Raw genomic sequence first — 13,346 nt, forward strand, 5'->3', positions numbered from 1 at the left:
CGCCCCGGTCAGCTCTCCGGGGCGTCCCCGAAGTCCGGGATCTCCAGCCTGGCCCCGCCCTGCCGCGCGGACTCGTGCGCGATGATGCCCGGCAGGGTGTAGCGGGCGGCGACCCACGCGTTGACCGTCGGCAGGGAGCGCGTGTTGACGGCCGTCACGAAGTCGTCGACCAGGAAGTGGTGGCTGCCCTCGTGCCCGTTGTGCAGCGTGTCGAACTCCCGCGGCAGCCGGGCCCGGTCGTGCACCGGTGCCGAACCGGAGGTGAAGGCCGCCCGCAGCTCCGGCGCGATGTGCTGGAGCGAGGGGTCGTCGGGCGACATGGTGGGCTTGGGCTCCAGGAGTTCGCTGATGTCCTGCACGCCCTTCTTGTCCTGCCACAGCGCCACCGTCGCCAGCTGCTCCATGCTGGCCTCGGTCCCGAAGAACCGGAAGCGCGATTCCCTGATGTGTGACGGGTAGCCGACCCGGCGGAACTCGTTCGTACGGAACGAGCCGCCGCCCGCGACCTCGAACAGCGCGGTGGCGTTGGACACGTCGTTGCCGAACTGGCTGACGTCCTTGTCGAAGACACCGTCCCCGCGGTCGTCCACCACCCCGATCGCCGACACGCTCACCGCGTGCGTCCGCCAGGCGCCGAGCACCCCGCCCACCGCGTGCGTCGGGTAGAGCAGCGGGGGATAGCTGGCGGTCGCCTTCCAGTTCTCGCCGCCGCTGTAGCGGTACGCGTCGTAGAAGCCCAGGTCCATGTCGTGGACGTAGTCGCCCTCGGCGTAGAACAGCCGCCCGAAGGCGCCCTCGGCGATCTGGTTGCGGGCGTGCACGGTGGCCGGGTTGTACTGGCTGGTCTCGCCCATCATGTACGTCAGGCCGGTCGTCCTGACCGCGTCGATGATCGCCGCGATCTCCTCGGCGGTGATCGCCATGGGGACCGCCGAGTACACGTGCTTGCCCGCGTTCAGGCCCGCCAGGACCAGCGGGCCGTGCGTCCAGCGCTGGGTGAAGATCGCGACCGCGTCGACGTCCGCCGACTCCAGCATCGCCTCGTACGACGGGAAGGTCCCCGCCAGGCTCTGGGCGGCGGCGAGCTGCTCCGCCCGCTCGGGCAGCAGGTCGGTGACGTACACGTCGCCGACGCCGGGATGGGCCTGGAACAGGGTGGCGAACTGGCCGGAGAACTGGCCGGCGCCGACGATGCCGAGTGAGAAAGTCATGGTGGTTACTTTTGCGTCGGAAGAATCTCGCCGTCAAGGGGTGGAAGGAAGCGGGAGGGACCTCAGGAGGGCGCTTCTGCGGCGCACCCGGTGCACAGTAGGGTGGCCTGGTTACTTCAGTTACGGAAGAAAAGGGATACCGTGTCCGACTGGCTGCCGCTGAGCCCCGCGGAGCGCTCCGTGGCGATCGAGGTGCTTGTGAACGGCCCGCTGTCGCGCACCGGGCTGGCCCGCCGGCTGAACCTCTCGCAGGGCAGTCTCACCCGCCTGACCAAGCCGCTCATCGAGTCCGGGCTGCTCGTCGAGACCCCGTGGTCGGGCGCCCCTGCGGAGGCGCGCCAGGGCCGCCCCTCGCAGCCGCTGGACGTGGTCGCCGAGTCCCGCTGCTTCCTCGGTTTCAAGGTCACCGACGAGACGGTGTACGGCGTCGTCACCACCCTCCGCAGCGAGATCGTCGCCCGCCTCGACCGCCCTCTCGTCAGCCACGACCCCGAGCGGGTCGCCGACCTGCTGGCCGAGATGGCAGCGGAGCTGGCCGTCCGGCACCCGGCCGTCGCGGGCATCGGCATCGGCGTCGGCGGCTTCGTGCGCGAGCACGCGGTGGTCGGCGAGTCGCCGTACCTGCGCTGGCGTGACGTCCCGCTGGCCGAGCTGGTGGGCGGACGCACCGGGCTCCCGGTCGTGGTGGAGAACGACGTGGCCGCCCTGGTCGAGGCCGAGACCTGGTTCGGCGCGGGGCGGGGACTGGACCGCTTCGTCGTCCTGACCATCGGCGCCGGCATCGGCTACGGGCTGGTGCTCGGCGGCCGGCGGGTCCCGTACGCCGAGGAGGACCGGGGCTTCGGCCGGCACTGGATCATCGACCCGCTGGGCCCGCTGACCCCGGACGGCGAGCGCGGCAGCGCCGTGTCGCTGCTCACCATCCCCAGCATCCGCTACCAGATCCGGGCCGCCACCGGCCTGGACGCGTCCTACGAGGAGATCCTGGCGCGCGCCGCGGCGGGCGAGCCGATGGCCGCGCGGGTGATCGGCGAGGCCGGCCGGGCGCTCGGCACCCTGCTCGCGCACATCGCCAACTTCGTCGTGCCGCAGAAGATCCTGCTCGCCGGGGAAGGGGTCGGCCTGATGGAGGTGGCCGGGGACGCCGTGCGGGACACCCTCGGCGGCCACCGGCATCCGCTCGCCACGCCGGTCCACCTGGAGACCAAGGTCTCCGACTTCCACGACTGGGCCCGTGGCGCGGCCGTGCTGGCGATCCAGGTGCTGGTGCTCGGCGGGAACGGCGGCTGAACCGGCGTTCCCGTCCGGACGTCCGGCGGCGCCCGGAAGACAACTCCGTTCTCCCCTCGGCTCATTGACGTGATGATGAACACGGTCCGATATGTCCGTATCGGTCGTACTTACTCACGGCGCCTTCACGTCGACCGGCATATGCTTCACACCATGTCCACCACTGTTGAAGCCGTCACCGAGCGATCGGCCGACGAGGTCAACGAGGAGATCCGGGCCCTGTGGCTCCGGTCGGGCGGGACACTGAGCACCGAGCAGCGCGAGGAGTACCGGCGGCTCGTCCTCGAATGGGCGGCCGCGTCCCCGCACCAGCCGGACCAGGCGGCCTGACCGTCCGTCCCGGGCGCCCGTCCGGACGGGCGCCCTTCTCGTAGCCCCGTGGGACCCGCCGCGGCCCCCGGCCCCGCCGTCAGCCCCAAGTCGCCGAGTAGTAGCGCTGGTACGCCTTGCGGTCCTGCTCCGCCCGGAAGTAACGGGTCGCGACCAGAGCGACCAGACTGCCCCCGATCACCAGCAGACCCGGACCGACGTTACGGGTGTCGGTGAGCTTGGCGACCAGGCTGGTGTCGTTTGAGCCGCCGACCGGCGCCGCCGAACCCGGCGAGGCCGCGCTCGGCGCGATCGCACTGTGGGTGGCCGCCCCCGACGGCGCGGGCGAGGCGCCCTGCCCCGCGGCCGCGTTCTGCGTCGACCCCGCCAACTGAACGTTCAGCGCCGCCAGCGCCCGCGTCACCGGCTGGAAGAACGTCACCCCGCCCGCGGTGCAGTCGCCGCTGCCGCCCGAGGTCACGCCCAGGGCGATGCCCTCGGAGAACAACGGGCCGCCGCTGTCCCCCGGTTCGGCGCACACGTTCGTCTGGATGAGTCCGGTGACCGTGCCCTCGGGGTAGTTGACGGTCGCGTTGAGCGCGGTCACCGTACCGTCGTGCAGCCCACTCGTGGAGCCGCTGCGGAACACCTTCTGCCCGACCGTCGGATCGGCCGCCCCCGTGATCCGCACGCCCTGGCCGTTGCCGATGGCGACCACGTCCGCGTTGTCACCGGCCTTCCCGGACGCGTACTGGATCAGCGAGAAGTCGTTGCCCGGGAACTGCGTGTTGATCGTGGTGCCCAGCTGCTGGTCGTTGCCCTGGCCCTCGTCGAACCAGACGGTGTTGGCGGGACCGCAGTGACCGGCGGTGAGGATGAAGTCGGTCTGTCCGTTGGTGACGTTGAACCCCGCCGAACAGCGGCCGCCCGTCGACAGGATCGGCTGCGCGCCGTTGAGCCGGGGCGAGAACGTGCCCTGGGAGCGCTGCATCTGCACGAAACCGCCGATGCCCGCGGCGACCCGGCTCAGGTCCGACCAGTCGGACGCGGACACCGTGGTGTCGGCCTCCACCATCACCCGGTTGGTCCGGTAGTCCACCGCCCACGCGGTGCCGGCCACCCGCGGTGCCGCGCGCAGCGCGGCGGTGGCCGCCTTCAGCTCGTTCATGCTGTGCGAGACCATTCTGGGCTCGGCACCCGCCCGTTTCACCGCCGCCGCGGCCTGCGCGTCGGTCACCGCGACCACCGGCTTGCCGTCGGCGCCGATCCAACTGCCCGCCGTACGGGCCGTACCGAGCTGGGCCACCAGCGCGGCGCCGGTGTCACCGGCCCGTGCCGCGGAGCTGAACGGGACGGCGGCCGTACCGGGAGTCTCGCTCGCCATGGCCGTGGTGACCATCGCGCCTCCCAGAAGGAGTCCGCCGACCGCCGCCAGCTGCGTCCCCCGCCTGACGACCCGTCGTCGTGCGTGCCTCATCCATGGCTCCCGAAACCCCGAACGCGCGGTGTCGACACCGCGGGGCCCTCCGGTCGTCGAGCGCCCTGCTCTCCATACGGGGCCGGGCGCGACGGTGTTCACCACGACGGTGATCTTTGCGATCCCATGGGGGTACGACATGGCCTTCCGGGCGTGTTCCCGGGCACCTCCGGGCCGCCTATCTTGAGCCCATGACCAGCATCGAGCAGGAGAACCCGGACGAACCGAACCCGTTGCGCGCGCTCACCCTCGACCGGCTGCGACGCCGTACCAGCATGAAATGGCGCACCTATCCGCAGGACGTACTCCCGGTGTGGGTGGCGGAGATGGACGTGCCGCTCCCCGTCCCGGTCGTCCGCGCGGTCACGGACGCGATGGCGCTCGGGGACACCGGCTACCCGGCGGGCACCGGCTACGCCGAGGCCCTCGCCGCGTTCGCCGCGAAACGCTGGGACTGGCACGGGCTGGACGTGGCCCGCACCGCGCTCGTGCCCGACGTGATGCTCGGCGTGGTCGAGATGCTGAAACTGGTCACCGGACCCGGCGACCCGGTGGTCGTCAACTCACCGGTGTATCCGCCGTTCTACCAGTTCATCGAGCACATGGACCGGCGGGTGGTGGAGGCTCCGCTCGGCCCCGGCGGGCGGATCGACCTCCACGTCCTCGCCGACGTGTTCCGCGGGCTCGGCGGCAGACCGGCCGCCCACCTGCTGTGCAGCCCGCACAATCCGACGGGCACCGTCCACACGGCCGGGGAACTCACCGCCCTGACGGAACTGGCCGACCGGTACGGCGTCCGGGTCGTCGCCGACGAGATCCACGCCCCGCTCACCGCGCCCGGCGTGGACTTCGTGCCGTATCTGAGCCTGCCGGGCGCCGAGCGTGGGCTGTCCCTCATGTCGGCCTCCAAGGCCTGGAACCTGGCGGGCCTGAAGGCCGCGGTCGCGGTCGCCGGACCCGGGGCCGCCGCCGACCTCGCCCGGTTGCCGGAGGAGGTGAGCCACGGCCCCAGCCATGTCGGCGTCATCGCGCACACGGCCGCCCTCACCGACGGCACCGCCTGGCTGGACGCCCTGCTCGACGGGCTGGACGAGAACCGGCGTCTGCTCGCCGGCCTCCTCGACCGGCATCTGCCCGCGGTCCGCTACCGGCCCGCGGAGGCCACCTACCTCGCCTGGCTCGACTGCCGAGCCCTCGGACTCGGCGACGACCCGGCCGGGGTCTTCCTGGCCCGCGGCCGGGTGGCCGTCAACTCCGGACTCCCCTTCGGTACCGGCGGCGCCGGGCACGTACGGCTCAACCTCGCCACCTCGCCCGAGGTGATCACGGAAGCGGTACGGCGGATGGCGGCCGCCCTGGTCTGAGGCACAGCGCCACGGAGCGCCCCCTACACTTCCGGCATGGACGACACCTCCGGGACCGACCTCGACCGGCTCGGCGCCGGCAAGTACCTGCTCGTCACGAGCTTCCGCAAGGACGGCACCCCTGTCCCCACCCCGGTCTGGGTGGTCCGGGACGGCGAGACGCTCGGCGTCTGGACCACCGCCGACTCCTTCAAGGTCAAGCGGATCCGCCGCCGCGCCGATGTCCGGGTCGGCCCCTGCGACCTGCGCGGACGGCCGACCGGCGACCCGGTCCCGGCCTCCGCCGAGATCACCGACGAGGCCACCACCGCCCGCTACCGCGGCCTCATCGCCCGCAAGTACGGCATCACGGGCCGCCTCACCCTGCTCGGCAGCAGGCTGCGGCGGGGCCGCGAGGGCACCGTCGGCATCCGGGTGACCCTGACGCCCTGAGGGTCCGACCCCCCAGGGCGCCGGAGGCGTGGGACGCGTCCGGCGCGGCGAGGAGCGCTACGAGGCGTCCAGCACGGTGCTCTTCGGCAGCGGACCGTCAGGCAGCGGCGTCCCGTCGTCGCCGCGCTGCCCGACGCCGGGAGGTACGACCGTGGCCTGGTGGTGGTACATCCGCCAGCCGGCGGCCTCGTCGCGCTTGCGCCACAGGGAGCTGTGCCAGGAGCGGCGTTCGCCGAGGCGGGCCTCGAAGGTCAGCTGTACCAGCCCGGGGGCGAGCACGACCCCGGTGATGTCACCGGGCTCGTAGCGCGGGCCGTCCGGCGACGCGCCGGCCCTGTCCGGGAGTCCGCCGAGTGCCTGCTCGTACGTGTACCGGCGGCCGGACGCGCCGACCTCCACGAACTCCGCATCGAGCAGTTCACCCGCGAGCTCCCGCGAGGCCCGCACCTCGGGGTCCATGAGTCGCAGCTCGCCCGCGATCGCCGCCTCCACCTGGGCCGATTCCTCGCTCATGGACGCATTCTGGCCCAGGCCGCCCGCTGCCGCGAACCGGATTCCGCGGCGTCAGCTCCAGGCCCGGTACGGCTCGTCGAGCAGTTGGAAGACGGGCTCGCCCCGCACCGGGTCCTTGGCCGTGGAGAGCTTGACCCGGTCACCGCTGTGGATGCCGATCGGCGGCCCCATCACGCGGCCCCGCACGACGAACCCCTCGGCCATCTCGATCAGGGAGACGTTGCGCGCGGCGGGCGTGTTGCGGTGCACCACCGTGGAGTGGCGGACCGTACCGGCGCCCTCGCTGCGCTCCGTGCGCAGTTCGCTGCCCTGGCAGACCGGACACAGCAGGCGGTGGTACATGGCGGTGCCGCACCAGGTGCAGCGCTGGAAGACGATGGCGTCCTTGTGGTGCTCCGCGGTGCGGTGTTCCGCGGGCGCGGGGGCGAGAACGCTCGTCGCGAATCCGACCGCCGACTGCGCGGCGCTCGCTGAGTGGTGGTACACGCTGGTCAACTCCCTGCGCTCGCCCGGAATCACGAATCGCGCATGCCCGGACCCGGCCGCGCACGCATGTGCCCGGTTCGTCGTGCCACCGTGCACGCCGTCAGCGTATGGCACTCAGTGCCAACCGTAAAGGCACTGCGTACCCCAAAATTACGGGGATTCCGGGGACGGCCGCCGGAAGCCGGGGCCGTCAGGCACGGCCGAACGCGGCTTCGATCTCCTGCACCACCCGCCACAGCGGGGCGTCCCGCCGGGAGACCAGGACGACCACGTCGTCCGGATGTCCGGTGGGCCCGCCGAACAGCGCGGCCGGGCTTCCGCCGGCGGCGGCCCCGGGGGCGGCCTCGGTGCCGAACGCGGTCTGGACGTACCCGAGGGCGTGGTCGACTGTCGCCGCCGCGTCGCCCTCGCCGTCCGAACGCAGCCAGGAGCGCAGCGCGTTGTTGTGCGCGGCGACCACGGCCGCCGCGACCACGTCCGCGCGCAGCGTCCCGTCCGGGCGGCCGGCGTACCGGCCCCGCAGGTATTCGGCCAGCGCGCGCTCGTAGCGCCACACCACCGACAGTTCGTACGCGCGCAGCCCCGGGACCCGCCTGGTCAGCCGGTAACGCTGGACCGAGAAGGTCGGGTTCTCCGCGTACATCCGCAGCACCAGCCGCGCCGCGTCGCACACCCGCCGCACCGGTTCGCACTCCGGGGTGCTCGCCGCCAGGAAGCCGGTCATGTCGGCCAGGCAGCCCTCGTGGTCGGGGAAGACCACGTCCTCCTTGGAGGGGAAGTACCGGAAGAACGAGCGCCGTCCGACCCCGGCCAGGGCGACGATGTCGTCGACGGTCGTCTGCTCGTAGCCGCGCTCCAGGAAGAGCCGGAAGGCCGCCGCCACCAGGGCGTCCCGCATGGGCGGCTTCACGTGCGGCGCCGTGTTGCTGGAGCTCATGGACGCGAACGTAGCACTTCACCGCAGCTCATGGCACTCAGTGCACACGCGGCGGGGAACTGAGTGCCCTCCGCCTTCGCGGGTCCGCAGCGGATGAACCGGTGGGGCGGTCCCGCCGTATGTGTTCCCGGGGATCGCCGACGTCCCGCGCGCACGGGACGTGGAAGGAGAGCAGTGTGTCGACACCGCCCGACCCTGAGCAACCGCACCGCGGGCCGGTCCTGGAACCGGTCCGGGTCCTGCGCCCTCGCCGACTCGACGCTCTCGCGGAGCTGATGCGCGAGATCCGGGAGGAGGCGGAGGCCGACGAGAAGGCGAGGGAGGCCGGCCGGCGGCCCGGGAAACAGCCCGGGAAGGAGTCCGGCGAGCAGCCCGGTCCGGCGGGCTTCGAGGCCTTCCCCGGGGAGCGCCGGCCCGACGCCGGCACGGAGGACGACACCCAGGAGCTGCCGCCGGTCCCGGACGGCCCGCGCTCCGCGCGCGGCGGCCACGGGGCCGGCTCCTCGCACGCCTTCGGCTTCGGCCCGGGACTGCGCCGGGCCGCCGCCCTGGTGGCCGTCGGGGCCGCCGCCCTGGTCGGCTTCGGCTGCGCTCTCCTGTTGCCCGGCCGCGAGGGCACCGCCGAGGCCGCCCCGTCCGCCACCACGTCACCGGCGGCCACCGCGCCCGCCTCGGACACCTCCACCGACCCCGACGGCGCCGGCACCCTCCGCGAGGGCGCCAGCGGCCCGGAGGTCGTCGACCTGGAGCAGCGCCTGCTGCGCATCCCCGACGTCTACCGTGACGGCTCCACCGGCGGAACCTACGATGCCGCGCTCACCGCGGCCGTGGAACGCTTCCAGATCTGGTACGGCATCAGCGGCGACGAGCGCGGTGTCTACGGCGACGACACCCGCCGCGCCCTGGAGTCGCGCACCGGCCCGGTGGACGGCTGACCGCCCCGGCCCGGGCTACGGCTCGTCCGTCGCAGGCACCCGGATGTCCAGCACGCAGACGTCGTCGCGCAGTTCGCCCTCCAGCATCGTGGTGAGCAGCTCGTCCAGGGACCCGGGCTCGGGGGTGCCGACGGCCTCGGCCAGGCGGCCCAGGCCCAGGTCGACGTCCTCACCGAGCCGCTCCACCAGCCCGTCGGTGTACAGCAGCAGCCGGTCGCCCGGCTCCAGCTGGAACTCGGCGGACTCGTAGACCGGGTCCGTCGAGGCCCCGAGCAGCATGCCGTCGGGGCGGTCGAGTCGCCGGACCTCGCCCCCGCGCACCAGCAAGGGCGGCAGGTGACCCGCCTGGGCCCAGACGAGCCGCCGCCCGGCGGGCTCGTACCGGGCCAGGACGAGGGTCGCGGTGGACTGGCTGTCACGCGAGTGCAGGAGCAGGAAGTTCAGCCGGGCGAGCGCACCGGTCAGCGAGGAGCCGGTGGTCACCATGCCCTTGGCGGTGAACCGGAGCTGGGCCATCGTCGCGATGGCGTCGACACCGTGGCCCGCCACGTCGCCGACGACGAACAGCGCGGAGTCGTCGGGAAGTTCGATGGCGCTGAACCAGTCGCCGCCCACGTGCACCCCCGCCTGCGCGGGCAGATAGGCGACCTCGACCCGCAGTCCGCACAGCTCCACCGGCCCGCCGGGCAGCGGGAGCAGGGCGTGCTGGAGCCGGATGCCCAGGGCGCGCTCGGCGTCCAGGACGCCGCGCTGCACCAGGATCGCCCGTTCGCTGTCCACCAGGGCGAGTTCGGCGCTGCGCTGCGCGGTGAGGTCCTGGACGAAGCCGTGCACCTCGACGACCATGCCGTCCGCGGCGGTCACGCCCTCCGCCACGGCCCGCAGATGCCGTACCGCGTTCCCGGTCCTGATCCGGAAGGGGACATCGAACGGCCGTCCGGTGCGGGCGAGTTCGGCGACCGCACGGGCCAGCGCGTGGGCGTCCTCGGGCAGCACCAGGTCCGGCAGCAGGTCCAGCGCGACCGCTCCGCGTCCCGGGTCACGGCCCAGGATCGTGTACACCTGGGGCGACCAGTGGACCTGACGGGTGAGCAGGTTCCAGTTCACCCAGCCGAGGTTGCCCAGCCGCTGCATGTCCGCCAGACGCTGTTCCTGGCGCCCCTCCAGGTCGTGCCGCTGCCAGGTCACCAGCAGTCCGTCGCCGAGCCGGGAGGCCCGCACCGAGTAGGCGGCACGCACGGTCGTCCCCGCGACGGCCTCCTCGTGGACGTAGGGCTCGCCCTCGTACGGTTCTCCGTCGAGGGCCTTGAGGTACCCCTGCCAGAGCGACTCCCCGGCGACGGAGGGATAGCTCTCCAGGATGTGCGCGCCGACCAGCTCGCGGCCGCTGCGGCCGAGGATGTCGACGGCGTTCGGGGTGGCCGCCTCGATGCGGTAGTCCTCCACGTCGCCGGCGAGGGTGCGCAGCGGGGTCAGCAGCACCGTCGCTCCGGGCAGTGCGTCCAGCACCGACTGCACGGTCCGGGAGAAGTCCGGGGCGGGCGGCTCGGACGGGGTGCCGAGGGCGGCGAGCCGGCCCGCGCACAGTCGCGCGACGGCCCGCAGCAGCCCGCGTTCCTCGGGATCGAAGACCGCGGCGGTCCGGCGCAGCACCCCGAGGGTCACGCCGGCCGCGTCCCCGGTCGTGACCGGCAGCCAGGCCCGGGACGGCCAGCGCCCGGGCGGCTCGTCGATGAGCCGGTACCGCTGCCGGTCCTCGGCGAAGTGCTCCAGCCACAGGGGCTCACCGGCCCTGAGGCTCTCCAGCGGGGCGAACCCGTTCAGCGGCGGCACCCGGCGCCACTGGGCGGCGAGCGTCGCGTCGATGCCGGCGTACCCGATGAGGTCCAGGCCCTGGCCGGGCGGCCGCCGGTAGAGCAGCACCGCGTCCGCGCCGGCCTCGGCCGCCAGGTGAGCGAGGAGGGAGCCGGCCAGCTCCTGCGCGGAACCGACGTGTACCAGAGCCGTGCCGAGGCGGCCGAGTGTTCCGGCGGTGCCGGGCGGGGCGGGTGCCTTGCGGGGCGATGCGAGCGCGGGGGGTTCGGTGACGGGGTCGCCGGCCGGGGGCGCGGCGGGTATCAGGGCGCCGAGGGTGAGCCAGCACTCCTCGAGCAGCGTGCGCCGGCCGGCCCGGGCCCGTTGCGCAAGCGTTTCGTGCGCGGCGTCGGGGGAGCAGCCCGAGGCGGCCATCAGGGCGCCCGTGGCCCGTTCCACCACGGCGTCGGCGGCCGCCTGGTCCCGCAGCCGGTTCATCTCGGCGCGCTGCCGGGCCACGATTTCGGCCAGGGCCGCCGGGTCGGCGCCGGATCCGGTGCCGACAGGCGGTGCCTGCTCGCTCGTCACGGATCGAGCATGGCACAGGAAGGGCCGTCCGATCACACCCCTGCCGGATCGGTGACGGAGCCGAGCCCTCTCGAACCGGGCCCGAAGCGGACCTGAAGCGGACCCGAAGCGGACCCGAAGCGGACCCGAAGCGGAACCGACGTGGAACCGAAGCGGACTGCGAGCGGGAAGGGTCAGCGGCCGGTGCTGTGCCCGACGAGCGCCTCGGTGACCACCCGGACGCTGCGCGCGATGTGCTGGAGCTGCAGCACCTCCGCCGCGTACAGCTTGATGGTGTGCTCGATGACCGACTCCGGCAGTCCCAGCAGGGGGAGTTCGGCCCGTGCGGTCTGCAGCGCCGTGCGGGCCACCCGGATCTCGTGCTGGACCTGGATCTGCGCGTGCCGCGCGAGCAGCACGGGGTGCCGGATCAGCGCCGGGTAGCTGGCGTAGCGGGCCGGCACCAGTTCTCGCAGCCACTTGGTGGCGGAGCGTTCCCAGCCGTAACTGCCCGGCGTCTTGACCTGGCAGGGCCAGTCGGCAGTGATGCGGGTGGTCGTCGTCAGGGTCATGATCATCGCTTCCGGGGTGCGGCGTCGGGAAGGGTGGTCGACGGATGTCTGGGCGGCTCCGGCCTAGGGGATGGCCGGAGCCGCCGCGGGCGAATCGCGCAGGCGATGCCCGTTCGAACACCCCGGGCGCCGACGCGGGTAGGAGACGGCGGCAAGGGGTGTCCGTGCAGGGACCCCGGGCGTCGGCCGCCGGCACTGCGGGTGGAGCTGCGCGCGCATGGGCGGTCCGTCGGCTTTCTCGGGGCGGTGGGGAGCGGTGCGTCCTCGGAACGGAACGTGCCCGGAGGGTGCCGGGGTGATCCGTGAGCAGTATTTATATATGCCGACCGGTTTTCAAGACGTATGAAAACATTCATGCGTGAATTGCGGTGAATGATCCCCCTACGGGATTCCCCCGGGCGGAAAGCGGGGGCGGAAATCGGGGAGGCGTGAAGAGGGTGGCGGACGGCGGGTGCGCCGGGCGCCGGGTTCAGTCCTTCAGGAAGAACTGGTGCTGCTCGGCGACGTGCTCGTACTCCTCCAGGCGCGCCTGGGTGCGCTCGGGGTCGGCATCGGTCATGGCCTGGAGCAGGGCCGCGGCCATCAGACCCGGCGCCGCGTAGGTGTCGAAGACCAGGCGGGACCCGATGCCGGTGCTGAAGGTGACGTCGGCCTCGTCGGCCAGCGCGCCGAGCGCCAGATCGGTGACCAGGGCGACCCGCAGACCCGCGGTGCGCGCCACCTGGATCGCGGTCAGCGTCTCCTGCGCGTGCCGAGGCATCCCGAACGCCAGCACCCAGGTGCCGCCCGCCTCCCGCGACTGCAGCAGCGCGTCGTAGGCCACGCTGCCGCCCCGGGTCACCAGCCGCACATCGGGATGGATACGGCGGGCTGCGTAGGCGAAGTACTCCGCCAGCGAGACGGAGATGCGTAGGCCGAGCACGGTCAGCGGGGACGACTGGGACAGCTCCCGGCCGATCCAGATCACCCGGTCCGGGTCGGCGAAGTCCCGGCGCAGGTTCTCCAGGTTCTCGATCTCGGCGTCCACGGCCGCCTGGAGTTCGTTGCTGCGGTGCTCGGTGGCGGCTCCGGCGCCGCCCGCCAGGGTGCGCAGCGCGATCGACTGGAGCCGCTCCCGCAGCGCCGGGTACCCGCTGAAGCCGACCGCGCCCGCGAACCGGGTCACCGACGGCTGGCTGACCCCGACCCGCTCGGCGAGGTCGGTGATCGACAGGAAGGCCGCCTCGGTGATGTGGTCGATCAGGTACTGGGCGATGCGCCGCTGGCCGGGGGAGAGCCGGGGGCCGTCGAAGAGTTCGCGGAGCTGGGAGGTGGGCGCGGCCTCCGCCTCCGGCACCGTTTTGCCCGAGGTGATCGCGGATGCCTGAGCGCGAGCCTGCTGCGGCGATGGCACCGAAGCGCCTCCTTTGTCTCCCACGAGGACTCAACATAGCTCACGGACCGTGGTGACCAGGGGTTG

Annotated in this window: 13 protein-coding genes; 5 read left to right on the forward strand and 8 right to left on the reverse strand. The window is 73.0% G+C overall.

All coding sequences use genetic code 11. From position 1 onward, the window contains the following. Positions 1-8: 8 nt before the first annotated feature. On the reverse strand, positions 9-1,211 hold the full coding sequence (locus tag ACZ4O3_RS22570) for a Gfo/Idh/MocA family protein (protein ID WP_362727342.1): 1,203 nt from the start codon (positions 1,209-1,211) through the stop codon (positions 9-11). 141 nt (positions 1,212-1,352) lie between these two features. Between ACZ4O3_RS22570 and ACZ4O3_RS22575 the strand changes: the two genes are divergently transcribed. Together ACZ4O3_RS22575 and ACZ4O3_RS22580 are read left to right on the forward strand one after the other, a co-directional pair. Continuing rightward, on the forward strand, positions 1,353-2,501 hold the full coding sequence (locus ACZ4O3_RS22575) for an ROK family transcriptional regulator (protein WP_362727344.1): 1,149 nt from the start codon (positions 1,353-1,355) through the stop codon (positions 2,499-2,501). A 141-nt stretch (positions 2,502-2,642) separates the two neighbouring features. Continuing rightward, positions 2,643-2,831: a hypothetical protein gene (locus tag ACZ4O3_RS22580; RefSeq protein WP_352219089.1), complete on the forward strand. Its 189-nt coding sequence runs from the start codon at positions 2,643-2,645 to the stop codon at positions 2,829-2,831. A gap of 79 nt (positions 2,832-2,910) precedes the next feature. Here the strand turns inward: ACZ4O3_RS22580 and ACZ4O3_RS22585 are convergent, their stop codons facing one another. Further along, a complete protein-coding gene (locus ACZ4O3_RS22585; RefSeq protein WP_384989072.1) occupies positions 2,911-4,287 on the reverse strand; it encodes a S1 family peptidase in 1,377 nt (458 codons plus the stop codon). 191 nt (positions 4,288-4,478) lie between these two features. Between ACZ4O3_RS22585 and ACZ4O3_RS22590 the strand changes: the two genes are divergently transcribed. Together ACZ4O3_RS22590 and ACZ4O3_RS22595 are read left to right on the forward strand one after the other, a co-directional pair. Next, the gene (locus tag ACZ4O3_RS22590; RefSeq protein ID WP_467723861.1) at positions 4,479-5,651 is read left to right on the forward strand and encodes a MalY/PatB family protein; all 1,173 of its coding nucleotides are present in this window, start codon (positions 4,479-4,481) and stop codon (positions 5,649-5,651) included. Positions 5,652-5,687: 36 nt separating this feature from the next. Further along, on the forward strand, positions 5,688-6,083 hold the full coding sequence (locus tag ACZ4O3_RS22595) for a PPOX class F420-dependent oxidoreductase (RefSeq protein WP_384989073.1): 396 nt from the start codon (positions 5,688-5,690) through the stop codon (positions 6,081-6,083). Between the two features lie 57 nt (positions 6,084-6,140). Here ACZ4O3_RS22595 and ACZ4O3_RS22600 read toward each other — a convergent pair whose 3' ends face one another. From ACZ4O3_RS22600 to ACZ4O3_RS22610, 3 genes are all read right to left on the reverse strand, one after another. Beyond that, entirely contained in the window at positions 6,141-6,596 is a 456-nt protein-coding gene (locus ACZ4O3_RS22600; RefSeq protein WP_362732629.1) for a nuclear transport factor 2 family protein, read from the reverse strand. A 51-nt stretch (positions 6,597-6,647) separates the two neighbouring features. Then, positions 6,648-7,082 carry a Zn-ribbon domain-containing OB-fold protein gene (locus ACZ4O3_RS22605; RefSeq protein ID WP_362732632.1) on the reverse strand — a complete coding sequence of 145 codons (435 nt, stop codon included), beginning with the start codon at positions 7,080-7,082 and terminating at the stop codon, positions 6,648-6,650. Between the two features lie 190 nt (positions 7,083-7,272). Next, positions 7,273-8,019 (reverse strand): TetR family transcriptional regulator, encoded by a 747-nt coding sequence (locus ACZ4O3_RS22610; RefSeq protein ID WP_467723863.1) that lies wholly within the window; start codon positions 8,017-8,019, stop codon positions 7,273-7,275. Positions 8,020-8,195: 176 nt separating this feature from the next. On the opposite strand from ACZ4O3_RS22610, the gene ACZ4O3_RS22615 reads away from it, so the two are divergent. Further along, the gene (locus tag ACZ4O3_RS22615; protein ID WP_467723865.1) at positions 8,196-8,954 is read left to right on the forward strand and encodes a peptidoglycan-binding protein; all 759 of its coding nucleotides are present in this window, start codon (positions 8,196-8,198) and stop codon (positions 8,952-8,954) included. A 15-nt stretch (positions 8,955-8,969) separates the two neighbouring features. On the opposite strand, the gene ACZ4O3_RS22620 is transcribed toward ACZ4O3_RS22615, so the two are convergent. The 3 genes from ACZ4O3_RS22620 to ACZ4O3_RS22630 form a co-directional block, all read right to left on the reverse strand. Then, positions 8,970-11,336, reverse strand: a complete 2,367-nt coding sequence (locus ACZ4O3_RS22620) for a SpoIIE family protein phosphatase (RefSeq protein WP_467723866.1) — start codon at positions 11,334-11,336, stop codon at positions 8,970-8,972. A 173-nt stretch (positions 11,337-11,509) separates the two neighbouring features. After that, on the reverse strand, positions 11,510-11,893 hold the full coding sequence (locus ACZ4O3_RS22625; RefSeq protein ID WP_384989078.1) for a hypothetical protein: 384 nt from the start codon (positions 11,891-11,893) through the stop codon (positions 11,510-11,512). Between the two features lie 463 nt (positions 11,894-12,356). Next, positions 12,357-13,280, reverse strand: a complete 924-nt coding sequence (locus ACZ4O3_RS22630) for a MurR/RpiR family transcriptional regulator (RefSeq protein ID WP_467723867.1) — start codon at positions 13,278-13,280, stop codon at positions 12,357-12,359. Between the last annotated feature and the right edge of the window lie 66 nt (positions 13,281-13,346).

The sequence above is a fragment of the Streptomyces sp. NPDC026515 genome, assembly GCF_055567595.1.